This is a genomic window from Pseudomonas sp. FW305-70, assembly GCF_058783925.1.
The window spans coordinates 61,578-82,997 of record NZ_JBYSYZ010000013.1; the positions used below are offsets into that span (position 1 = coordinate 61,578).

General features: G+C 59.3%; 23 protein-coding genes and 1 tRNA gene. 17 read left to right on the forward strand and 7 right to left on the reverse strand.

Annotation, left to right across the window (positions count from 1 at the left end; genetic code table 11):
- Positions 1-57 precede the first annotated feature (57 nt).
- The 5 genes from hisA to AC3WN7_RS12675 form a co-directional block, all read right to left on the reverse strand.
- Entirely contained in the window at positions 58-807 is a 750-nt protein-coding gene (gene hisA / locus AC3WN7_RS12655) for a 1-(5-phosphoribosyl)-5-[(5-phosphoribosylamino)methylideneamino]imidazole-4-carboxamide isomerase (RefSeq protein ID WP_095964565.1), read from the reverse strand.
- A 92-nt stretch (positions 808-899) separates the two neighbouring features.
- On the reverse strand, positions 900-1,160 hold the full coding sequence (locus AC3WN7_RS12660) for a DUF2164 domain-containing protein (protein WP_095964564.1): 261 nt from the start codon (positions 1,158-1,160) through the stop codon (positions 900-902).
- Entirely contained in the window at positions 1,161-1,799 is a 639-nt protein-coding gene (gene hisH / locus AC3WN7_RS12665) for an imidazole glycerol phosphate synthase subunit HisH (protein ID WP_102673917.1), read from the reverse strand. It lies immediately after the preceding gene.
- Complete coding sequence (hisB, locus tag AC3WN7_RS12670) at positions 1,799-2,392, reverse strand: imidazoleglycerol-phosphate dehydratase HisB (protein ID WP_003186751.1); 594 nt, start codon at positions 2,390-2,392, stop codon at positions 1,799-1,801. The genes hisH and hisB overlap by 1 nt, the downstream gene beginning before the upstream one ends.
- A 269-nt stretch (positions 2,393-2,661) precedes the next feature.
- Complete coding sequence (locus tag AC3WN7_RS12675; RefSeq protein ID WP_102673918.1) at positions 2,662-4,326, reverse strand: OFA family MFS transporter; 1,665 nt, start codon at positions 4,324-4,326, stop codon at positions 2,662-2,664.
- A 230-nt stretch (positions 4,327-4,556) separates the two neighbouring features.
- On the opposite strand from AC3WN7_RS12675, the gene AC3WN7_RS12680 reads away from it, so the two are divergent.
- From AC3WN7_RS12680 to AC3WN7_RS12710, 7 genes are all read left to right on the forward strand, one after another.
- Positions 4,557-4,961 (forward strand): acetyl-CoA sensor PanZ family protein, encoded by a 405-nt coding sequence (locus AC3WN7_RS12680; RefSeq protein WP_095964562.1) that lies wholly within the window; start codon positions 4,557-4,559, stop codon positions 4,959-4,961.
- Between the two features lie 78 nt (positions 4,962-5,039).
- Positions 5,040-7,271, forward strand: a complete 2,232-nt coding sequence (locus AC3WN7_RS12685) for an AsmA family protein (RefSeq protein WP_095964561.1) — start codon at positions 5,040-5,042, stop codon at positions 7,269-7,271.
- Positions 7,268-8,335, forward strand: coding sequence for an A/G-specific adenine glycosylase (gene mutY, locus AC3WN7_RS12690; protein ID WP_095964560.1), 1,068 nt, complete (start codon positions 7,268-7,270; stop codon positions 8,333-8,335). Before AC3WN7_RS12685 ends, mutY begins: the two co-directional genes overlap by 4 nt.
- The gene (locus AC3WN7_RS12695; RefSeq protein ID WP_007972770.1) at positions 8,332-8,604 is read left to right on the forward strand and encodes an oxidative damage protection protein; all 273 of its coding nucleotides are present in this window, start codon (positions 8,332-8,334) and stop codon (positions 8,602-8,604) included. Before mutY ends, AC3WN7_RS12695 begins: the two co-directional genes overlap by 4 nt.
- 103 nt (positions 8,605-8,707) lie before the next feature.
- Positions 8,708-8,783 (forward strand) — tRNA-Phe (locus AC3WN7_RS12700).
- A gap of 315 nt (positions 8,784-9,098) precedes the next feature.
- A complete protein-coding gene (locus AC3WN7_RS12705; protein WP_102673919.1) occupies positions 9,099-10,178 on the forward strand; it encodes a hypothetical protein in 1,080 nt (359 codons plus the stop codon).
- Positions 10,179-10,250: 72 nt separating this feature from the next.
- Positions 10,251-11,057 carry a TSUP family transporter gene (locus tag AC3WN7_RS12710; protein WP_095964558.1) on the forward strand — a complete coding sequence of 269 codons (807 nt, stop codon included), beginning with the start codon at positions 10,251-10,253 and terminating at the stop codon, positions 11,055-11,057.
- 30 nt (positions 11,058-11,087) lie between these two features.
- Here AC3WN7_RS12710 and AC3WN7_RS12715 read toward each other — a convergent pair whose 3' ends face one another.
- Complete coding sequence (locus AC3WN7_RS12715; RefSeq protein WP_095964557.1) at positions 11,088-11,537, reverse strand: hypothetical protein; 450 nt, start codon at positions 11,535-11,537, stop codon at positions 11,088-11,090.
- A gap of 254 nt (positions 11,538-11,791) precedes the next feature.
- Between AC3WN7_RS12715 and AC3WN7_RS12720 the strand changes: the two genes are divergently transcribed.
- The 5 genes from AC3WN7_RS12720 (at position 11,792) to AC3WN7_RS12740 (ending at position 15,056) form a co-directional block, all read left to right on the forward strand.
- Positions 11,792-12,850: a PDDEXK nuclease domain-containing protein gene (locus tag AC3WN7_RS12720; protein WP_102673920.1), complete on the forward strand. Its 1,059-nt coding sequence runs from the start codon at positions 11,792-11,794 to the stop codon at positions 12,848-12,850.
- Between the two features lie 68 nt (positions 12,851-12,918).
- The gene (locus tag AC3WN7_RS12725; protein WP_102673921.1) at positions 12,919-13,893 is read left to right on the forward strand and encodes an alpha/beta hydrolase family protein; all 975 of its coding nucleotides are present in this window, start codon (positions 12,919-12,921) and stop codon (positions 13,891-13,893) included.
- A gap of 36 nt (positions 13,894-13,929) precedes the next feature.
- A complete protein-coding gene (locus AC3WN7_RS12730) occupies positions 13,930-14,346 on the forward strand; it encodes a hypothetical protein (protein ID WP_102673922.1) in 417 nt (138 codons plus the stop codon).
- A 6-nt stretch (positions 14,347-14,352) separates the two neighbouring features.
- Positions 14,353-14,853 carry a hypothetical protein gene (locus AC3WN7_RS12735; RefSeq protein WP_102673923.1) on the forward strand — a complete coding sequence of 167 codons (501 nt, stop codon included), beginning with the start codon at positions 14,353-14,355 and terminating at the stop codon, positions 14,851-14,853.
- On the forward strand, positions 14,850-15,056 hold the full coding sequence (locus AC3WN7_RS12740) for an AbrB/MazE/SpoVT family DNA-binding domain-containing protein (protein WP_102673924.1): 207 nt from the start codon (positions 14,850-14,852) through the stop codon (positions 15,054-15,056). The genes AC3WN7_RS12735 and AC3WN7_RS12740 overlap by 4 nt, the downstream gene beginning before the upstream one ends.
- Before the next feature lie 82 nt (positions 15,057-15,138).
- Here AC3WN7_RS12740 and gabP read toward each other — a convergent pair whose 3' ends face one another.
- Positions 15,139-16,530, reverse strand: a complete 1,392-nt coding sequence (gene gabP, locus AC3WN7_RS12745; protein ID WP_102673925.1) for a GABA permease — start codon at positions 16,528-16,530, stop codon at positions 15,139-15,141.
- 563 nt (positions 16,531-17,093) lie between these two features.
- Between gabP and AC3WN7_RS12750 the strand changes: the two genes are divergently transcribed.
- The 5 genes from AC3WN7_RS12750 (at position 17,094) to AC3WN7_RS12770 (ending at position 21,294) form a co-directional block, all read left to right on the forward strand.
- Entirely contained in the window at positions 17,094-17,867 is a 774-nt protein-coding gene (locus AC3WN7_RS12750; protein ID WP_007972784.1) for an ABC transporter ATP-binding protein, read from the forward strand.
- A gap of 13 nt (positions 17,868-17,880) precedes the next feature.
- Positions 17,881-18,630 carry an ABC transporter substrate-binding protein gene (locus tag AC3WN7_RS12755; RefSeq protein ID WP_095964553.1) on the forward strand — a complete coding sequence of 250 codons (750 nt, stop codon included), beginning with the start codon at positions 17,881-17,883 and terminating at the stop codon, positions 18,628-18,630.
- A 72-nt stretch (positions 18,631-18,702) separates the two neighbouring features.
- Positions 18,703-19,398: an ABC transporter permease gene (locus AC3WN7_RS12760; RefSeq protein ID WP_015093060.1), complete on the forward strand. Its 696-nt coding sequence runs from the start codon at positions 18,703-18,705 to the stop codon at positions 19,396-19,398.
- Complete coding sequence (locus AC3WN7_RS12765; protein ID WP_015093059.1) at positions 19,395-20,084, forward strand: ABC transporter permease; 690 nt, start codon at positions 19,395-19,397, stop codon at positions 20,082-20,084. Before AC3WN7_RS12760 ends, AC3WN7_RS12765 begins: the two co-directional genes overlap by 4 nt.
- Positions 20,065-21,294, forward strand: coding sequence for a methyltransferase (locus AC3WN7_RS12770; protein ID WP_102673926.1), 1,230 nt, complete (start codon positions 20,065-20,067; stop codon positions 21,292-21,294). Before AC3WN7_RS12765 ends, AC3WN7_RS12770 begins: the two co-directional genes overlap by 20 nt.
- Positions 21,295-21,420 lie beyond the last annotated feature (126 nt).

Genomic DNA, 21,420 nt, shown 5'->3' on the forward strand with positions numbered 1-21,420 from the left:
CTTCAAGCTGCAAGAAAGAGCGGATCGCGGTCGCGCTTCTAACTTGCAGCTTGCAGCTTATGGCTTGGAGCTGGCCGCGTAGCTATCGCAGAACGCCTGAGCTTCTGCCACATCCAGCGTGCCCTCATAAATCGCGCGGCCTGTAATGGCGCCGATGATGCCCGGCGCCTTGGCGTCGAGCAGGGTCTTGATGTCGCCCAGGTTGTGGATACCGCCGGAAGCGATCACCGGGATCTTCGTTGCAGCAGCCAGTGCCGCGGTGAACGGTACGTTGCAGCCCTGCATCATGCCGTCTTTGGCGATGTCGGTGTAAACGATGGCGGAGACGCCGTCGGCTTCGAACTGCTTCGCCAGGTCGATCACCTGGATGGTGCTGATTTCAGCCCAGCCGTCGGTGGCAACGAAACCGTCCTTGGCGTCCAGGCCGACGATCACCTTGCCCGGGAATGCGCGGCAGGCTTCGGCAACGAAAGCCGGATCTTTCACGGCCTTGGTGCCGATGATCACGTAGCTGACGCCCGCTTTCACGTAGTGCTCGATGGTTTCCAGGGAGCGGATACCGCCGCCGATCTGGATCGGCAGGTTCGGGTAACGCTTGGCGATGGCGGTGACCACTTCGCCGTTGACCGGCTGGCCTTCGAAGGCGCCGTTCAGGTCGACCAGATGCAGACGGCGGCAACCGCCCTCCACCCACTTGGCAGCCATGCTCACCGGGTCATCGGAGAACACTGTGGAATCTTCCATGCGGCCCTGGCGCAGACGAACACAGGCACCGTCTTTAAGATCGATAGCGGGAATAATGAGCATGCTTTTTCCTTCGTCAAAAGAGCTGCAAGCTGCAAGCTATAAGCTGCAAGCAGGCACGCGTACTAATTCTTGCAGCTTGAAGCTTGTAGCTTTCAGCTGCTCTTTTCGAGCGCCCACAGGTCGCTTTCGATGCTTTCGAACCTCTCTTTGAGGTGCGCCTGCACATCGAAAATCGCCCTGTTGTAATAGTGCGGAGCAATTTCACGGGTAAACAGCTCAAGAATCTCCGCCGCCTCGAACGAGCCGAGGTCGAGTTCGAAGCGGTCTTCCATGAAACGCTTGATCTTGCGATTGGCCTCGCTCTCCTGCTCGGGAGTGAGGGTCAGAATCGGCGGTTTCTTCTTGACGGCCATTTACCAGCGACCGTCCCACGCAGCGAAGTTCTGCAGCAACTGCAGGCCATGGGTATGGCTTTTCTCCGGGTGGAACTGCACGGCGAAACGCGAGCCTTCGGCCAGCGCCGCGGCGAAATCGACACCGTAGTGCCCGCCACCCACCACCTGCCGCGCGTTGGCGGCAGCGATGTAGTAGCTGTGCACGAAGTAGAAACGCGCCAGGTCCGGAATGTCATGCCACAGCGGGTGACTGACCTTCTGCTTCACTTCGTTCCAGCCCATGTGCGGGACTTTCAGGTGCTCGCCGTCCTCGACCAGATCCTTGCCGAAGAACTTCACCGCGCCCGGGAACAGACCGATGCAGTCGACGCCGTCGTTCTCTTCGCTGGTGTCGAGCAAGGCTTGCATGCCCACGCAGATGCCAAGGAACGGACGGTCCTGGCTGACTTCACGCACCAGAGAGTCGAAGCCGAGGCGACGGATCTCCGCCATGCAATCGCGAATGGCGCCAACGCCGGGGAAAACCACCCGGTCGGCTTCGCGAATCACGGTGGCATCGCTGGTGATCAGCACCTTGCCGGCACCGACGTGCTCGAGGGCCTTGGCCACCGAGTGCAGGTTGCCCATGCCGTAATCGATAACCGCGACTGTCTGCATTACAGGACGCCCTTGGTCGAAGGCATTTGCCCGGCCATGCGGTCGTCGAGCTCGACGGCCATGCGCAGGGCGCGACCGAAAGCCTTGAACACGGTTTCGATCTGGTGGTGGGTGTTGTGCCCACGCAGATTGTCGATGTGCAAGGTGACGTTGGCGTGGTTGACGAAGCCCTGGAAGAATTCCTGGAACAGGTCAACGTCGAAGCCACCGACGGTGGCACGGGTGTAGGGAACATGCATCTGCAGGCCTGGACGGCCGGAGAAATCGATCACCACGCGCGACAGCGCTTCATCGAGCGGCACGTAGGCGTGACCGTAGCGACGGATGCCTTTCTTGTCGCCGATGGCTTTGGTGAAGGCCTGGCCGAGGGTGATACCGACGTCTTCCACGGTGTGGTGGTCATCGATATGCAGGTCGCCCTTGCTGACAATATCCAGGTCGATCAGCCCGTGACGGGCGATCTGGTCCAGCATGTGCTCAAGAAAAGGTACACCGATATCGAATCGGGCCTTTCCGGTGCCATCGAGGTTGATCGAGGCTTTGATCTGGGTTTCCAGAGTGTCGCGCTCGACAGACGCCTTACGTTCGGCCATCACCAGCTCCGCAAAATCATTGGGCGAAAAAGGCAGCCATTATAGGCGTGCGGGCGCCAAACAGAAACACGCGAGGTGATATCACTGACGGAGTGAATCCGGGGGTGCCAGCGGTGTACATGTCAGTACAAGCCATTCAGGTGTAACACAGAACAAATGTGGGAGCGGGCTTGCTCGCGAAAGCGGTGGATCAGCCCACAATTATGTCGACTGATACTCCCTCTTCGCGAGCAAGCCCGCTCCCACAGGGGCTGTGGCTTACCTTGGTGTTAGTGGAACAACACCGCGGTTTTTTGCAGGGTCACCCACACACCCCACGCCAACGGAATACCCACCACCAGCCACGCCGCCACCGCCAGCGGTTTGGTGCCAGGCGCGGCTTTCCACTCCAGCACGGTGCTGCTGTCAGCCCCTTTGTCATGGCCCAGCGCCTGTTCGGCGACCAGTTCGGCGTCGGTCATGAAGTACTTGTCGGCCACCGGGCGCACCAGCAGGTTGCACAGGAAACCCAGCACCAGCAGGCCGGCGAGGATGTACAGCGTAATGTCGTACGCTGCTGCACGCTCAACGCCGATGCTCAGCTGATATTCACGCAGGTAGTTCACCAGCACTGGACCGAGCACGCCGGCGGCCGCCCACGCCGTCAGCAGACGACCGTGAATCGCACCGACCATTTGCGTACCGAAGAGGTCCGCCAGATACGCAGGAACCGTCGCGAAACCACCGCCGTACATCGACAGGATGACGCAAAACGCCGCCACGAACAGCGCGATGCTGCCCAGATGACCGAGGTTCGGAATCAGGCCGTACAGGGCAAAGCCCAAGGCGAAGAACACGAAGTAGGTGTTTTTGCGACCCAGGTAATCCGAGAACGAAGCCCAGAAGAAACGCCCGCCGATGTTGAACAGGCTCAGCAAACCGGTGAAACCGGCCGCGATGGCGGCGATCGAAGCCAGTTGCGAAGCGTCGAGTTGGCCGAACGCCAGGTCATTGCCCAACAACTTGCCACCGAACACCTCCTGCAACAGCGGCGACGCCATGCCGAGGATGCCGATACCGGCCGATACGTTCAGACACAGCACCAGCCACACCAGACGGAACTGCGGCGTCTTCCAGGCCACATTCACGTGAACATGACGATGAGTAATCATCGCGTTCGAAGCTTTTTTCGCCGGGGCGGTCCAGCCTTCAGGCTTCCAGCCGGTTGGCGGGACGCGGTAGGACAGCGCGCCACCGATCATGAACACAAAGTAGATCGCGGCCATGACCAGGAAGCTCTGCCACACGCCGACGCTGGTTGGCGAAGCGAAATGCCCCATCAGCGCTGCCGCCAGCGGAGCGCCGACCATCGCACCACCGCCGAAGCCCATGATCGCCATGCCGGTGGCCATGCCGCGCTTGTCCGGGAACCACTTGATCAGCGTCGAGACCGGCGAGATGTAACCCAGGCCCAGGCCGATACCACCAATGACCCCGGAGCCGATCCACATCAGCCAGATCTGGTGGGTATACACGCCCAGCGCCGAAATCAGCAGCCCGCCGCACCAGCACAGCGCCGATACAACCCCTGCCTTGCGTGGCCCGGCATGTTCCAGCCAGCCACCCCAGATGGCGGCCGAGCAACCCAGGAAGATGAAGAACAGGGTGTAGATCCAGCCGAGCATCGAGATCGGCCAGTCACACTGGGATGAAAAGACTTGTGCGATAAAACTCATGTCTGGCGCGCAGGCCACTGGAGCCGTGATGCCCAACGCCTTTGACAGCGGCAACCAGAACACCGAAAAGCCGTAGGCCATGCCGATGCACAGGTGGATGGCCAGCGCGGCCGGCGGTACCAGCCAACGGTTGAAACCGGGCTTGGCGATGATCCGCTCCTTGGACAGGAACGCAGGCTGGTCGACGCCGAAGCCGTCCGCCGTGATGCTCGTGGTCATTGTGTATCCCCCAATTATCAGTAGGGTTCGCCAGCCACAGTTAACTCCCGGCCTTTATGCACGCAGACATGACCGTTTTTTGGTGGAGCGCCTTGTTGTGCGACAACGGGTCGCAGAAGGACGGACGAACGGGCAAAGGTTACCATCTGCCAGTGACAGAAAAACCAAACTGACATCACCTTTGGTACGTCGTCTGACCTCCATCGCTTCATGACCCCACAGGAATCACCATGCCGATCATTGTCGAGCCGCTGAACCAAGCCACGTCCCAGGACCGGCAGGATCTGCAGAAGATCTACCGCGACGCTCCAGACTGGTTGTTCGCCCCGTTTTCCGGCGAAGCGCAGTTGATCGAGGACTGTTTGCGCGACGGCACACTGATCGCCGGACGCTTCAATGATCGCCTGCTGGGCGCCGCCCGCCTGCAAAGGCACCAAGACGCCTGGCACTTGTCCCAAATATGTGTGCGAAAAATTACCCGTCGCCGTGGTGTTGCCGAGCGACTGGTGGCCGAAGCCCAGAAAATGGCCGCGCAATCGGGCATGCCCCTGCGCCTGCTGGCGCCTGCCGGGCATCTGGAGGCGCAGGCGCTGGCCGCCAAGCTGAAACTGCCGCTGGATGTATTGCCGGCGTGATCACTGACCGGTCGTCTGTTCGGGGGCGCTATACTCCTCGGCTAAATTTTGAATTCGACTAATTACAAGGACTCGCCCATGAAAGCGTTCGGCAAAATCCTGGGTCTGGTACTTCTCGGGCTGTTGCTGATCATTGTGGCGCTGGGCTTTGCCCTGACCCACCTCTTCGATCCCAACGACTACAAAGACGAGATTCGCCAGATTGCCCGCGACAAAGCCCACATCGAGCTGACGCTCAATGGCGATATCGGCTGGAGCCTGTTCCCGTGGCTGGGCCTGGAGTTGCACGACGCCAGTGTCGCGACCATGGTCAAACCGACTGAACCGTACGCCGACTTGCAGATGCTCGGCCTGTCGGTGCGCGTACTGCCGCTGCTGCGCCGTGAAGTGCAGATGAGCGACGTGCGCGTCGAAGGCCTGAACCTGCGCCTGAGCCGCGACAAGCAGGGTCATGGCAACTGGGAGGACATCGGCAAGCTGCCTGCAACGGCCGGCACCGACGCGACCGGCACCCCGCCAGCCACTCCCGAACCTGCGCCCGAAACCGGCGCCGCGGCGGAAAAACCGTCCCAGCCGATCCGCCTGGACATCGACAGCCTGACCGTGAACAACGCACGGGTCGAATACACCGACGAAAGAACCGGCAAGAGCTTCAGCGCCGAAAGCATTCAGTTGAGCACCGGCGCGGTCCATGACTCCGTCAACATTCCGCTCAAGCTCACGGCTTTCCTGTCAGCCAACCAGCCTGCACTGCGGGTGCGTACCGAACTCAACGGTGAGTTGCGCATCGCACGTGCACTGCAGCGCTATCAGTTCGAGGATATGAAGCTGACGGGGGAAGTGACCGGCGACCCCTTGCAAGGCAAGGCCGTGACGTTCTCCGCCCAGGGCCAGTTGGTGCTGGACAGGGCCGCCAACGTTGCCGAGTGGACCGGCATCAAGGTCTCTGCCAACCAGTTGCGGGCACTGGGTGAACTGAAGGTCAACGATCTGGACAAGACCCCACAGGTCAGCGGCGGCATCTCGATTGCCCAGTTCGACCTGGCGAAATTCGTCGACAGCATCGGCCAGAAACTCCCGGCCATGGCCGAAGGCAGCCTGAGCAAGGTCGAGCTGGTCAGCCGGTTGGCCGCGACACCGACCAGCCTGGCGCTCGACGACCTCAACCTGAAAGTCGACGACAGCACCTTCAGCGGCCGCATCGCCGTAGAAGACTTCGCCAGGCAATCGCTGCGCGCCGTGCTCAAGGCCGACACCTTCAACGTCGACCGTTACCTGCCGCCGAAATCCGCCGAGGCCAATAGCGCGACACAAGTGCGTCAGGCCGAAGTCGCCAGCACCGAAGCCGATGCCATGGCCGGCGCCGGCAGCACGCCGTTGCCACCCGCGCCGACCAAGGACGCGTGGAGCAGCGAGCGCCTGCTGCCAGTGGAACGCTTGAGCAAGCTCGATGTGGACGCCGACCTGACCTTCGGCCAGTTGACCCTGCAAAAACTGCCGATCCATAACGCTGCGCTCAAGGCCACCGGCCAGGGCGGCCTGCTGACGCTGGCCAACCTGCGTGGCGACCTGTACGAGGGCAACTTCGAAACCACCGGCACGCTCGATGTGCGCCAGCCAGTGCCGGCACTGAATCTGCAGACGAAGATCAGCCGGGTACCGGCGGAAAAAATCCTCGAAAGCCAGGGCAAGAATCCACCGGTCAAGGGCCTGGTCACGCTCAACAGCAACCTGACCGGCAACGGCAACAGCCAGAAGGCGTTGATCGATACCCTCAACGGCAACGCCAGCTTCGTCATCAACAATGGCGTGCTGCTCAACGCCAACCTTGAGCAACAGCTGTGCAAAGGCATCGCTACGCTCAACCGCAAAACCCTCAGCGGCGAGCCGCGCGGCAAGGACACTCCGTTCCAGGAGCTCAAGGGCAACCTGACCTTGCGTAACGGCGTGGCCAGCAACCCGGACCTGAAAGTGCGCATCCCGGGCATGACCGTCAAGGGTGACGGCGACATCGATCTGCGCGTGCTGGGCATGGACTACCGCGTCGGCATCATCGTCGAAGGCGATACCAGCGCCATGCCGGACCCGGCCTGTCAGGTCGGCGACAAGTTTGTCGGCATCGAGTGGCCACTGCGCTGCCGCGGCCCGCTGGAGCTGGGCGCCAAGGCTTGCCGTTTGGATAACGACCGCATGAGCCAGGTCGCGACCAAGTTGGCTGGCGACAGGATCAGCGACAAAATCGACGAAAAATGGGGCGACAAAGTCGACCCGAAACTGAAAGACGCGCTCAAGGACCTGTTCAAGCGATGAGAGCCGAGCAGTTTTCAACGGCGGTGCTGGACTGGTTCGACCGCCACGGCCGTCACGATTTGCCCTGGCAGCAGGACATCAACCCGTATCGGGTTTGGGTCTCGGAAATCATGCTGCAGCAGACCCAGGTCAGCACCGTGCTGAACTACTTCGACCGCTTCATGGCCTCGCTGCCAACGGTCGAAGCCCTGGCGGCGGCACCGGAAGACGAAGTGCTGCACCTGTGGACCGGCCTGGGTTACTACACCCGTGCGCGCAATTTGCAGAAGACCGCGAAGATCGTCGTCGAGCAGTACGGCGGCGAATTTCCCCGAGACGTGGAAAAACTCACCGATCTGCCGGGGATCGGCCTGTCCACCGCCGGCGCCATTGCCAGCATCAGCATGGGCCTGCGCGCGCCAATCCTCGACGGCAACGTCAAACGCGTCCTGGCGCGCTTTACCGCGCAAGAGGGCTACCCGGGCGAGCCGAAGGTCGCCAGACAGCTCTGGGCCAACGCTGAGCGCTTTACGCCGCACGACCGGGTCAACGCCTACACCCAGGCGATGATGGACCTCGGTGCCACGCTCTGCACCCGCAGCAAACCGAGCTGCCTGCTGTGCCCACTGGAAAAAGGCTGCGAGGCGCACATGCTCGGCCTGGAAACCCGTTACCCGATCCCCAAGCCGCGCAAGGCCATCCCGCAGAAGCGCACGCTGATGCCGATGCTGGCCAACACCGAAGGCGCCATCCTGCTTTACCGTCGCCCCTCTACGGGCCTCTGGGGCGGCTTGTGGAGCCTGCCGGAACTCGACGACCTCGACGACCTGTCACACCTGGCAGCGCAGCACTCGCTGGAACTGGGCACCCAACAGGCATTGCCGAGCCTGGTGCACACCTTCAGCCATTTTCAGTTATCCATCGAACCCTGGCTGGTTCAGGTCCAGGAGACCGGCCATCACGTGGCCGAGGCCGACTGGCTCTGGTATAACCTCGCCACCCCGCCGCGCCTGGGCCTTGCCGCCCCGGTCAAAACCTTGCTCGAACGCGCGGCCGCCGTATTGAACGCAGGAGAGTCGTCATGACCCGCACCATCATGTGCCGCAAGTACAAAGAAGAATTGCCAGGCCTGGAGCGCGCTCCCTTCCCGGGCGCCAAAGGCCAGGACATTTTTGACCACGTCTCGGCCAAGGCCTGGGCCGACTGGCAAAAACACCAGACCCTGCTGATCAATGAAAAACGCCTGAACATGATGAACGCCGAAGATCGCAAATATCTTCAGGGCGAAATGGACAAGTACTTCTCCGGCGAGGATTACGCCAAGGCCGAAGGCTACGTGCCGCCGTCGGAATAACCCCGATTTATCGGGGGTCGGAACGTAAGCGACGGTAATAATTAAAATTTTTTTGAAAACTTGCTTGACGACCCCCTGAAAAACCCGTTTAATGCGCCCCGTTGCCCAGATAGCTCAGTCGGTAGAGCAGGGGATTGAAAATCCCCGTGTCGGCGGTTCGATTCCGTCTCTGGGCACCAAATACCGAAAACCCTGAATCGCAAGATTCAGGGTTTTTTTATGCCTGCGATTTGATTAGGCACTGGTCCGGTCACCATCAAAGCGACAATTCCCCCCCCTATCACCACACCTGCCAGCATCCGCAACGGTTGCCGGGGCCAAGCCCCGAAAAGCTTCAGGCATTGGAGATCAGCCCTTCCTGGCAGTCTTTGGTCTGTAAGAACGCTCCGTATGCTTTACCGGAAGCGGATGACATACGCTGATCTTCAGTTTGTGCAGAATCGAAGGAGGAGCTGCCGCATAACCGGGAGCGGATACACAACAGGATGTAGACAATGACTGACGCCATCAAACCAGACGTCGAAACCACTGGGTTTTTTACTGAACAAGAAATCAGAACTTTCAGCTTTGATATTCACCAGTCAACACTGCTTCACACGTTCACCAAAAAACTGGCCGCCATCGGCGGGCCGCAGGCACCAGGAGCCAAGTCCAAAGCGTTTCTGGCAGCGACCGAATTAAAGCTCTCGTTTTCGAAAAACCAATGTGAACTGTTGGGCGCCTATTCCGATGGCCTTATCTCCGTGTTGATTTTTGAAGGGCTGCAAAAAATCACCGAAATCAGCCCTCCAAATGAACTGCCAGATCTGGCATCCCTGGAAAATCGTTACGACGTACTTTGCCTGGCCGCCCGCAATCAGATCTTGTTGAAACTGGTGGATAACAGTGCCTTTGCCTATGACATGGACAATGAAGGAAAACTGATTCGACTGGTGGCCAACTTCAAGGGCGGCGGACTGACCAAGATCCCAGCCGAGCCGGACATCAAGGAACTGAGTTCCCATTCCGGCCTCGCGCTTGGACCGCATACAGAGGCGCCTTACTGGTGCGCCGTGACCGCGAAAGACGGGCACTCGCCCTCTCCGTCGTCGCTCATACTTTCCGCCTTGTGGAACCCGAGCCTGGAACCTACGCGAGTCATTGCACTACCCCCCATACTCGAAAAAATCGGCATCACCAACTGCCTCGCACTGACCACGGGCAACTTCCAGTTCACTCGTAGTGACTCCTTTGTCAGTGGCAAAGGGGAGGATGGCCGCAACGTTTCGATTCTGGAGTTCGACGATAAGGTAGGGTTCGCAGCCCGCTTCAACTCGTATCGCTTTTCGGTCAATGACAACGCCTCGACCTTTGTGAAAACGGCTTACACCGCCCTTTGCCAAGGTGTGGATGAAGCAACTCCGATCGAATGCACGCTGACCCAGGAATCAGCCATGGTTATCAATAACATCCGGGCTCTGCACTGTCGCGATGTCATCAAAGACAACAGACGGGTCTTGGTTCGTATTTTCGGACTTTCAAAATTTTCTACCCCCATCGTTGTTTCAGAAGACCCGTTAGTGCTGCAGGGCTGATTCCTTATGTGATCAGGCTGTTGAACGACCAGTCATGTGATTACTGGCCAATAACCATAAAGAGAGAATGCAATGTCCTTGGATGTAATTGGCATGTTGGCGCTCGTCGCTTTTTGCGCCGGCTTTTTTGATGCGATTGCCGGTGGGGGTGGTTTGATCACCTTGCCTGCATTGTTTCTGGCAGGTGTAGATCCGATCAGTGCAATTGCAACGAACAAGTTCCAGGCCGCTTCGGCAACTGTTTCGGCAACGGTGACCTTTGCTCGCAAAGGATTGATCGAGTGGCGCGAAGGCCGTTTCCTGGTTATTTGCGGATTTATTGGTGGCGCTAGTGGTGCCTTGCTGGTCAGCTCTATTGATAAGCACTACCTGGAAGTTTGCGTGCCTATCATGCTGATTCTGGTAGCCATCTATTTTGCGCTATCTCCAAAGCTGGCCAATGAAGATCGACGCAAGAGAATTGGTGTACTGCTGTTTTCGTTTACCGTGGCACCTATCCTGGGTTTTTACGATGGTGTATTTGGCCCCGGCGTGGGCTCTTTCTTCATTGTCGGATTTGTACTGCTCTGCGGCCTGGGCATGATGCGGGCCATGAGTTTTACCAAGCTTGCCAACGCCTCTTGCAACCTCGGCTCTCTGTCGGTCTTTATCACCAAAGGTGTGATTATCTGGCCGTTAGCCATAGCCATGGCTTTGGCGGCCTTCATCGGCGCTCAATTGGGTGCACGGGCCGCCGTCCGGGTCGGACCACGGTTGATCAAACCCATGTTGATCGTGGTCTGCTGCGCCTTGGCCATCAAGCTGCTGAGCGTAGAAACCAACCCTTTACGCGTTGCACTCATCCAAGCGTACGCAGGCGTTAATAACGATAAACCCTGAGTCGCAGGACTCAGGGCCTAGAGCGTCTCGCTAACTCGCATCATTCCAGTGGAAAACCAGGTTACGGGCTACACCACCGCCAACATCGGCAACGTCCTGCCGGGTTTCGCCGTTGCGCGTCGCAATGACCGTGTATTTACCGGCAGGCAGCTTCACGTAAACCAACGGACCGGCGTTATTGAGTGTCAGCACGGTTTGCCCCGGGGCTTTCTGAATGACCACGCTCACGTCAGGAATGTATTCATTTTTCGCCCCGACAGAGAACGTCATGTGCAGGTTATAGCCGGTGGTCTGCTGGATGGCCCTGGACTCATCCTCACCGATACCGCCGGACAGGTAGGCGATGCCGTTTTGCTCCTGGCGCTGCACCTGTACGCCAGTGCTTTCGATTGGATCAAGGCTGGCGGCGGGCGACATCGATGGAAACATCAGCACGCCGACGGCGGTGAGTGGCAACAGGAGTGAATGGAGGTACTTCATGATGACGACTCCCGGGTTCTGCAGAACCCAATCGTTACATTCTTTGGATTTCCAGTCGCAGGGCGGGGTTTTAGATTGATTTGGCCTGAGTACGAAACGTACTACGCCATTTGCTCCTCAGCCCTCGCCTGCCCTCCGACGCGTCCTGCCAGCGAACCCGGCATTTCCTGCCTGTTTTTCAGTCACTCCCGGCAGCTTCGAAGGGTGCTCACTGGTCATTCTCTTTCGCTATCCAATCTGCTGCGGAAGACCTCATGACGGCCCTCACACCCAACGACACTCACGACCCCTATCTGGCTTCACTGCTTGGGAACCTTGGCAAATCGATCCATCAGGCACGTCAGAAGGTGCTTCGGGCGGTCGATACCGTTCAGGTGCAAACCTGTTGGCAGATTGGTCGACATATCGTCGAGTTCGAGCAGGAAGGCGCTCGGCGGGTGAGGTATGGCAAAGAGATACTGTCGACCCTGGCAAACAGGCTTACTGCAGAATTCGGGAAAGGCTTTGACGAAACCAATCTGCGAAAAATGCGCCAGTTTTATCAGGCGTTTCCAATTCGTGACGCACTGCGTCTCGAATTGAGCTGGAGCCACTACCGCCACCTGCTTCGGGTCGACAACGACAGCGCCCGTCTCTGGTACATGAACGAATCAGCCACCCAAAACTGGTCAAGCCGCGCCCTGGAACGCCAGATCAATACGCTGTACTACGAACGCCTGCTGGCGAGCCGAGATCGCGGCAGTGTCAAGCAGGAGGCCGCCACCAACATTCAAAACATGAAGGCCAGCCCTCGGGACTTCATCCGTGACCCGGTGGTAATGGAGTTTCTGGGCTTGCCCAATGCCGGCAAGCTTCAGGAAAGCGGGATCGAACAGGCGTTGATCGAACAGCTGCAAGGCTTCTTGCTGGAGCTGGGCAGGGGTTTCGCGTTCATTGCCCGCCAGCAACGCATCAGTACCGACAGCAAAGACTTCTACATCGATCTGGTGTTCTACAACTACTTGCTCAAATGCTTCGTCATCTTCGATATCAAGCGCAGTGAACTGACCCATCAGGATGTGGGGCAGATGGACATGTACCTGCGCATGTACGACGACCTGAAACACAGCGCGCAAGACAGCCCTACCGTCGGCATCATTCTCCGTGCGCAAAAAGATGAATCCGTGGTGCGCTACTCAATGCGGGAAGGAAGCGAACAACTGCTCGCCAGCAAGTACAAGCTCGTCCTGCCGAGCGAAGAGGAACTCCGTAACGAACTGGATCGGGAACGGGCGGCCCTTGAAGAACGATTGCCCGATCAATCACTGCGTTGAGGCCAATGGATTGTTCATCAACGGCATCAAGACTATCGTTGGCAGCTACCCGCAAAGGTCCGACGCCGATGAATTTGCAGGAAACGCCTTCACTCGTCCCAACTCAAATCGAGTTGCCGTTGCAACGCGTTGCGTCCGGCGAACCGTTCAAGGAAACCGCTGCAGACGGCTTTGTCCTCGGTGGTTTCACCTGGCGACACCCGTCCCGGGATGCCGCTCGTCCGGTCGTCATCATCAACGCCGCCACCTCGGTCCGTTGTCGTCATTACTCGCGCTTCGCCGACTATCTGTTCGATCACGGCTTCGACGTCATCACCTATGACTACCGCGGCATCGGCGAGTCGCGGCCGGCATCGCTCAAAGGTCTCAAGGCCTCATGGACCGATTGGGGAGCGCTGGATTTCGAGGCGATGCTCAAGCGCGCACAGCGTGAGTTCCCCGGGCAGCCTATCGATGTGGTCGGCCACAGCTTTGGCGGCTGCGCAGCGGGCCTGGGGGCGTCCGGGCACCTGATCCGGCGTCTGGTGACGGTCGGAGCGCAATTCGCCTACTGGCGCGACTATGCACCCGCCCTTCGCTGGCGGATGTTTGCCAAGTGGCATGTGCTGATGCCACTGGTGACGATGATCTACGGCTACTTTCCGGGTAAACGCCTCGGATGGCTGGAGGACACGCCCGCCGGCGTGGTCCGTGACTGGAGCCTGTCCACTGCCCGTTACGAAAAACGCTCCAGCGGCCGCGCGATCAGCACAACAAGCGGGCAACTGCCCTTTGCCGACGTCACCGCACAAACCCTGGCCATCAGCATCAGTGATGATCCTTACGGCACGGTCCCGGCCATCGAACGCCTGCTCAGCTACTTCACCGGCAGTACAAACGCTCACCTGCGTATCCATCCCGAAGACATCGGCGAAGAAGAAGTCGGACATTTCGCCTTTTTTCGCAGCCCATACCAAGCCACACTATGGCCCATTGCATTGGCCTGGCTGCAAAACGGCGAACTGGCCCCCGATACCCCCGGGCGGCGAGTACCGCACAGCTAAGTCAATTGCCCTTTCAACGAATACGGAACGACGCCCATGGCCTCCGCCAACAAGCAGCACAAACGCGCCTCCCGCGCCAAGGCCAAGGCCAAGCAGAACCGCACCCAGCGGGCCGCCGCGCCGGTCGAACTGGACCCGAACGACGATCGCATCGATTTCGAATCGGTGGACCTGACCGAACTGTTCAAGAAAATGATCGACGCCGAAAAGATCAGCCAGCAAGCCATGTGCACAGCCTTCCTCGAAGACCCGTTGCTGGAGCTGGTGTACGAGCAGGAAGGCGAAGAAGGCGCGATGGACTTCATCCTCGCCGCGCTGATCGAATATCGCCAATGGTCGGCCGAAACAGACGAAGCCGGCGCCCTGGCGTGGATCGAATCTCCGGCCTTCCAGGCCGACTATGTGGCGGCGTCCAACGCCATTGCCGCGCAAACCCAACAGAAACCGAACTGAGTTCCCATGGCCTCCCTGAACAAGCAACAGAAACGCGCCAAGCGTGCAAAAGCCAAAGCCAAGCAGATCCGAATCAGCGGCCGACCGCCTTTGGCTGGCATCAACGATCCGACTGAAGTAGACGGACTCTTCGATGCAGATGAACTGCCCGAAGGAGAAGACGGGATTGCTGAAAATATCCTGACCATGTTCAGCAATATGCAAGAGGAAGAAGCAGAAAGAGGTCGCGTCAACATGCTGGTGAGCATGCTGGTATCTCTCAGCACAATAATCAGCGACGAGCCAGATCTGCTCGACTTGGAGAATGCCGAGGACGAGTCCATGGCTGCCACACATTTGGCTGCCGACATGCTCATCGACTACCGCATGTGGGCTGATGGCATTGATCGTGAAACCGCACAACGCTGGCTGGAAGACCCCGAAGTCATCAAAGATTTCGGTACTGCTCTGGACAGTTATCGGCAGGCCATTGAAATCATGTTGGAACCACCGAAATCCGCTGAATGAGTGATGACAAGGAACCGGTCTTGCTGCCTGAGGCGGTCGTCATGCCACGCAGCTTTAAACAGCCCGGTCTGAATGTCGGCAAAGCTCACAACATCGCCGTAACCGGAGACATATGGGACCGTTGGTACGACACTAATCAGGCCGGTTCGGATTGCATGAATGGCCGCGAGCAACCCGCCGATCAGGAACGCGAGACATTCTGACGATCAAAAATACAAAGAACGGCCGCTGTTACCAGAGGCCGTTCTTTGTTTCTTCAACAACGTTAGCTTTACGCCAGAAGACTCAGCGGGCGACCGCCGCAACCCCACTCTCGTTGCGACGACGGCGAGCCACCAGCAAGCCGGCTGCTACTACCAGGGCGCTAAGCAAGCCGGTCGCGAGGATTTCCACACGATGGGCATCCTGGAACAGCATGATGGTCAGGGCCGCAACGATGAAGACGATCACCGCGTAGGTCAGGCCCGGGAAAAGCCACATGCTGAAGACGATTTTCTCACCACGAGCCATACGCTGCTTGCGCATGCGCAGTTGCGAAATCGCGATCACCAGGTACACCAGCAATGCGATGGCGCCGGAGCTTGCCAGCAGGAATTCGAACACGGCAGCCGGGGCCACGTAGTTGGCGAATGTTGCCAGGAACGCAGCACCAGTGGACAACATCACCGCCCAGTAAGGCGTGCCACTTTTGTTGGTGCGCGTGGACATGGCCGGTGCATCACCGCGTTTGCCCAGGGAGAACAGCATCCGCGACGAGGTGTAGAGCGCCGAGTTCAGGCAGCTGGTCACAGCAACCAGTACCACGATGTCGACGATCATCTTGGCATTCGGGATGCCCATGCGCTCAAGCACGGTCTGGTAGGAGCCCAGGCTTGCCAGTACCGGGTCGTTCCAAGGCACCAGGGCCACAACGATGAAGATCGACACGAGGTAGAACAAGCCGATCCGCCAGATCACCGAGTTCGTGGCCTTGGAGATTTGCTTGCCAGGGTTTTTCGATTCCGCGGCCGCGATGGTCACGATCTCGGTACCCATGAAGGAGAACATGGTGGTCAGGATCGCGCCCAGTACTGCGCCCATGCCGTTTGGCAGGAAGCCCTGGGTGTCGAACAGATGCGAAACGCCGCTGACCTGGCTGTTCGGCAGGAAGCCGAAGATCGCCGCTACGCCGAGAATGATGAAACCGATGATGGCCAACACTTTGATCAGGGCGAACCAGAACTCGAATTCACCGTAGTTCTTCACGCTGAACAGGTTGGTCACGGTCAACAGCATCGTGATGACCAGGGCGAAGGCCCAGATATCCACGCCAGGGAACCAGGCATGCAGGATGGTCGCGGCAGCGTTGGCTTCCAACGGGATCACCAGAACCCAGAACCACCAGTACAACCAGCCGATGGTGAAGCCGGCCCAGTGACCGATCGCGCGGTCGGCGTAAGTCGAAAACGAACCGGTGTCCGGCGAGGCAACGGCCATTTCGCCGAGCATGCGCATCACCAGCACCACCAACATGCCGGCGGCGGCGTAAGCCAACAGAACAGCCGGACCTGCAGCGGCGATGGCGTGACCCGAGCCGACGAACAAGCCGGCGCCGATAACCCCGGCAATCGACAGCATGGTCACATGGCGCGGTTTGAGCCCCTGTTCGAGGCCATTAGAGCTTTGGGTACTGCTCATTAAAACTACCTTTGTAAGGAGAAGCGAATGCGTGCATCCCGTTCGGCGGACCTTCTCGTAAAAAGAAGCCAACAGGGCGTTCTGGATTCTGCACGCAATAATTGCGCCAAAATATTTCAAAACCCTCTAACCCGGCGGCCTCGCCTCGACCGGACAGTCATCGCAACCCATTGAATTTAATGGCACTTTGCCAGAGCGTTACCCTGCGACCCACTTTGTGTGGTGAATCAGCGCACCGGAAACACACCTGAAAATGGCTGCGCGCACATTAAAAGTGCACAAGCGGTGCATTTGGCCGGATAGCGCTTCCAACACCCTGTCAAAGCTGGCAACATCGCGCCTTTTTTTGCGGCAGCCACCGCGCTTTTTATCGACAGCAAGGTTCAAACGGCTGTTCGGTTGTTGATGGGGCGACAGTCTGCTGCGCCGATGCGACAACCTGCCACGTACCAGCCGTTTACCGTCCGTAGCGCTGTTGGCTGCCATTGAAACGCTATGCTAGGTTGGCCGCCTCGCCAGGAAGGCCGCCAAGAGCAGGAGCGCAACATATATGAGGAACGCACATGGCTGAGGCCACGCCCGCGCTTGAAATCCGCAACTTGCATAAACGCTACGGTTCGCTGGAGGTGCTCAAAGGCATCTCGCTGACCGCCCGCGACGGCGATGTGATCTCGATCCTGGGTTCCTCCGGCTCCGGCAAGTCCACGTTCCTGCGCTGCATCAACCTGCTGGAAAACCCGCACCAGGGCCAGATCCTGGTGGCCGGCGAAGAACTCAAGCTCAAGGCTGCGAAGAACGGCGAGCTGGTGGCCGCCGACGGCAAGCAGATCAATCGCCTGCGCAGCGAAATCGGTTTTGTATTTCAAAACTTTAACCTGTGGCCGCACATGAGCGTGCTCGACAACATCATCGAAGCCCCGCGCCGCGTGCTCGGCCAGAGCAAGGCCGAAGCCATCGAAGTCGCCGAAGCCCTGCTGGCCAAGGTCGGCATCGCCGACAAGCGCCACGCCTACCCGGCGCAATTGTCCGGCGGCCAGCAACAACGCGCGGCCATCGCCCGCACCCTGGCCATGCAGCCCAAGGTCATCCTGTTCGACGAGCCCACCTCCGCGCTTGACCCGGAAATGGTCCAGGAAGTACTTAATGTCATCCGCGCGCTGGCCGAAGAAGGCCGCACCATGCTGCTCGTGACCCACGAAATGGGCTTCGCCCGTCAGGTCTCCAGCGAAGTGGTGTTCCTCCACCAGGGCCTGGTAGAAGAGCAAGGATCGCCACAGCAGGTGTTCGAAAACCCGCTTTCGGCGCGCTGCAAACAATTCATGTCCAGCAACCGCTAACGGAGCTATCCACATGCAGAACTACAAAAAGGTCTTCCTGGCTGCCGCCGTCACCCTGGCGTTCAGCGCCGGTGCCATGGCCGAAACCCTGAAGATGGGCATCGAAGCGGCCTACCCGCCGTTCAACAACAAAGATGCCAGTGGCAATGTCGTCGGCTTCGACAAAGAGATCGGCGACGCGCTGTGCGCCAAGATGAAAGTCGAGTGCACCGTCGTGACCTCCGACTGGGACGGCATAATCCCGGCCCTCAACGCCAAGAAGTTCGACTTCCTGATCTCCTCGATGTCGATCACCGACGAGCGCAAGCAAGCGGTGGACTTCACCGACCCGTACTACTCCAACAAGCTGCAGTTCATCGCCAAGAAAGACATCGACTTCAAAACCGACAAGGCGGCGCTCAAAGGCAAGATCATCGGCGCCCAGCGCGCGACCCTGGCCGGCACCTTCCTGGAAGACAACTATGGTGACGACATCACCATCAAGCTCTACGACACCCAGGAAAACGCCTACCTCGACCTGACTTCCGGCCGCCTGGACGGCATCCTGGCCGACAAGTACGTCAACTACGAATGGCTGAAAAGCGACGCTGGCCGTGCCTACGAGTTCAAGGGCGACCCGGTGGAAGAAAGCGACAAGATCGGTATTGCCGTGCGCAAGAAGGACCCGATCCGCGAGAAGCTGAACACCGCACTCAAAGAAATCGTCGCTGACGGCACCTACAAGAAGATCAACGACAAGTACTTCCCGTTCAGCATCTATTGATACTGACCTGCCTGACCGGCGCCTGATGGCGCCGGTTCTCGGCCTTGCCTGCCGCGATTTGAAAAGAAATCCATGATTATCGACCTCTACGGATTCGGCCCGGCGCTCGCCGCTGGCGCGCTGATGACTGTGAAACTGGCACTCTCGGCCCTGTGCCTGGGGCTGGTGCTCGGTCTGCTCGGCGCCTTGGCCAAGACTTCCCCGTACAAGCCGCTGCAATGGCTTGGCGGCACTTACTCGACCCTGGTTCGCGGCATCCCGGAATTGCTCTGGGTGCTATTGATCTACTTCGGCACGGTCAACCTGATGCGTGCCCTAGGCGAGTTCTTCGGCAACCCAGACCTTGAACTCAACGCCTTCGCCGCTGGCGTGATTGCACTGGGCCTGTGCTTCGGCGCCTACGCCACGGAAGTGTTCCGCGGTGCGATCCTCGCCATCCCCAAAGGCCATCGCGAAGCCGGCGTGGCCCTGGGCCTGTCGAAGTGGCGCATCTTCACCCGGCTGATCATGCCGCAGATGTGGCGCATCGCCCTGCCCGGCCTTGGCAACCTGTTCATGATCCTGATGAAGGACACCGCGCTGGTGTCGGTGATCGGCCTGGAAGAAATCATGCGTCATGCGCAAATCGGCGTGACCGTCTCCAAACAGCCGTTCACCTTCTATATGGTGGCCGCGTTCATGTACCTGAGCCTGACGGTGCTGGCGATGACCGGCATGCACTTCCTGGAAAAACGTGCCGCTCGCGGCTTCGCGAGGAGCACCCAATGAACTGGGAAGTCATCATCAAGTGGCTGCCGAAACTGGCCCAGGGCGCGACCCTGACCCTGGAACTGGTGGCCATCGCCGTGATCGCCGGTTTGCTGCTGGCCATTCCACTGGGCATCGCCCGCTCGTCGCGCCTGTGGTGGGTGCGGGCCTTTCCCTACGGCTACATCTTCTTTTTCCGGGGCACGCCGTTGCTGGTTCAACTGTTCCTGGTCTACTACGGCCTGGCGCAGTTCGACGCGATCCGTAACAGTTCGATGTGGCCGTACCTGCGCGATCCGTTCTGGTGCGCCACGGCGACCATGACCCTGCACACGGCAGCCTACATTGCGGAAATCCTGCGCGGCGCCATCCAGGCGATACCACCGGGCGAGATCGAAGCGGCACGGGCACTGGGCATGTCCAAGCCAAAAGCGCTGTTCTTCATCATGCTGCCGCGCGCGGCGCGCATCGGCCTGCCGGCCTACAGCAACGAAGTGATCCTGATGCTCAAGGCCAGCGCCCTGGCCAGCACCGTGACCCTGCTGGAACTGACCGGCATGGCCCGCACCATCATTGCCCGGACCTACCTGCCGGTGGAGATCTTCTTCGCCGCGGGCATGTTCTACCTGGTGATGGCTTACGTGCTGGTGCGCGGCTTCAAGCTGCTGGAGCGCTGGTTGCGCGTCGATGCCTGCCAAGGACGTTGAGGATGGCGTGTTGACGGGCGAGGCCCTGCTCGCCCGCTTCACCGCGCTGGATGCGTTTCTGACAGAGCATCAGGCACAGTGGAAAGCTCGGCCGTTCACTCATCTGCAGCTTCCCTGGGAAGTGTCCTACCCAGCTCTGGCCGAATGGCTACGCAAGCGGTCGCTGGAAGACGCGGAAAACGCCCACAATCAACCCGCCCTACTGAATGCGCCGGAACCCTTTGCTTCCTTGGCATCGATGTCCGTTGCCTTGAGTGCTGTGGATGAATTGCCTGCACACGCACTCGAAGCGGCCGGCCATCGGCTGAACGTCGATGTACCGGGGCGCAAATGGCAGCAGATCGAAGCTTTCGCCAGTCGATTGCAGTTCTGCGAAACACCGAAGCATTGGCTGGACTGGTGCTCGGGCAAGGGACACTTGGGGCGCCGCCTGCTGCAACCTGGGCAACAACTGACTTGCCTGGAATACGACCCGGCACTGGTAACCAGCGGCCAGGCACTCAGCCAGCGTCATCACCTGCATGCGCTGCATATCGAACAGGATGTGCTCGCGACAGACGCTGCTACTTTACTGAGTGCGCACCACACGCCCGTCGCGCTTCACGCCTGCGGTGATTTGCATGTGCGGCTGATTCAACTCGCCAGCGCCACAGGCTGTAAACAGCTCGCCATCGCGCCGTGCTGCTACAACCGGATCAGTCTTGCCCAATACTCGCCGATTTCCTCGGCCGCCCAAGGCTCCGGCCTACAGCTTTCCCTCGACGACCTCGCGCTGCCCATGAGTGAAACCGTCACCGCTGGCGCCCGCGTGCGCCGTCAACGCGACACCTCCATGGCCCGGCGCCTGGGCTTCGACTTGCTGCAGCGGCAACTGCGCGGCATGGACGAGTATCTGCCGACCCCTTCCCTGCCCAGCGCCTGGCTGGACAAACCCTTTGCCGATTACTGCCATCACCTGGCCGCACTCAAAGAGTTATCCACAGTCGGCCCGCAAAATTGGCCAGCCCTCGAAGCCGCCGGTTGGCAGCGACTGGCCGAAGTGCGCAACCTTGAACTGTTACGCGGACTTTTCCGACGCCCACTGGAGCTTTGGCTGGTTCTTGACCGGGCACTTTTCCTCGCCGAGCAGGGCTACAGCGTCCGCGTCGGCACCTTCTGCAAAACCCCGCTCACACCGCGTAATTTCCTGCTCCTGGCCGAACGCGCTTAAGCACATCCGACCTGTGGATAACTCTGTTGATGAAATAATCGTGGATCCAATATCTACGCCTGTTTCAGGGCTAAATCCACACTGTTCATTTTTTGTACACCCGCATAAAAAATCGAAAAAACAGGC

Bases quoted from the DNA above. Each gene is read 5' to 3' on its own strand.
- AC3WN7_RS12735 (WP_102673923.1), top strand. From the start codon at position 14,353: ATGGCCTCCCTGAACAAGCAACAGAAACGCGCCAAGCGTGCAAAAGCC.
- AC3WN7_RS12720 (WP_102673920.1), top strand. From the start codon at position 11,792: ATGACGGCCCTCACACCCAACGACACTCACGACCCCTATCTGGCTTCA.
- hisB (WP_003186751.1), bottom strand. From the start codon at position 2,392: ATGGCCGAACGTAAGGCGTCTGTCGAGCGCGACACTCTGGAAACCCAG.
- AC3WN7_RS12685 (WP_095964561.1), top strand. From the start codon at position 5,040: ATGAAAGCGTTCGGCAAAATCCTGGGTCTGGTACTTCTCGGGCTGTTG.
- hisH (WP_102673917.1), bottom strand. From the start codon at position 1,799: ATGCAGACAGTCGCGGTTATCGATTACGGCATGGGCAACCTGCACTCG.
- AC3WN7_RS12695 (WP_007972770.1), top strand. From the start codon at position 8,332: ATGACCCGCACCATCATGTGCCGCAAGTACAAAGAAGAATTGCCAGGC.
- AC3WN7_RS12755 (WP_095964553.1), top strand. From the start codon at position 17,881: ATGCAGAACTACAAAAAGGTCTTCCTGGCTGCCGCCGTCACCCTGGCG.
- AC3WN7_RS12660 (WP_095964564.1), bottom strand. From the start codon at position 1,160: ATGGCCGTCAAGAAGAAACCGCCGATTCTGACCCTCACTCCCGAGCAG.
- AC3WN7_RS12765 (WP_015093059.1), top strand. From the start codon at position 19,395: ATGAACTGGGAAGTCATCATCAAGTGGCTGCCGAAACTGGCCCAGGGC.
- mutY (WP_095964560.1), top strand. From the start codon at position 7,268: ATGAGAGCCGAGCAGTTTTCAACGGCGGTGCTGGACTGGTTCGACCGC.
- AC3WN7_RS12725 (WP_102673921.1), top strand. From the start codon at position 12,919: ATGAATTTGCAGGAAACGCCTTCACTCGTCCCAACTCAAATCGAGTTG.
- AC3WN7_RS12715 (WP_095964557.1), bottom strand. From the start codon at position 11,537: ATGAAGTACCTCCATTCACTCCTGTTGCCACTCACCGCCGTCGGCGTG.
- AC3WN7_RS12770 (WP_102673926.1), top strand. From the start codon at position 20,065: ATGCCTGCCAAGGACGTTGAGGATGGCGTGTTGACGGGCGAGGCCCTG.
- AC3WN7_RS12675 (WP_102673918.1), bottom strand. From the start codon at position 4,326: ATGACCACGAGCATCACGGCGGACGGCTTCGGCGTCGACCAGCCTGCG.
- AC3WN7_RS12750 (WP_007972784.1), top strand. From the start codon at position 17,094: ATGGCTGAGGCCACGCCCGCGCTTGAAATCCGCAACTTGCATAAACGC.
- AC3WN7_RS12740 (WP_102673924.1), top strand. From the start codon at position 14,850: ATGAGTGATGACAAGGAACCGGTCTTGCTGCCTGAGGCGGTCGTCATG.
- AC3WN7_RS12760 (WP_015093060.1), top strand. From the start codon at position 18,703: ATGATTATCGACCTCTACGGATTCGGCCCGGCGCTCGCCGCTGGCGCG.
- hisA (WP_095964565.1), bottom strand. From the start codon at position 807: ATGCTCATTATTCCCGCTATCGATCTTAAAGACGGTGCCTGTGTTCGT.
- AC3WN7_RS12705 (WP_102673919.1), top strand. From the start codon at position 9,099: ATGACTGACGCCATCAAACCAGACGTCGAAACCACTGGGTTTTTTACT.
- AC3WN7_RS12710 (WP_095964558.1), top strand. From the start codon at position 10,251: ATGTCCTTGGATGTAATTGGCATGTTGGCGCTCGTCGCTTTTTGCGCC.
- gabP (WP_102673925.1), bottom strand. From the start codon at position 16,530: ATGAGCAGTACCCAAAGCTCTAATGGCCTCGAACAGGGGCTCAAACCG.
- AC3WN7_RS12680 (WP_095964562.1), top strand. From the start codon at position 4,557: ATGCCGATCATTGTCGAGCCGCTGAACCAAGCCACGTCCCAGGACCGG.
- AC3WN7_RS12730 (WP_102673922.1), top strand. From the start codon at position 13,930: ATGGCCTCCGCCAACAAGCAGCACAAACGCGCCTCCCGCGCCAAGGCC.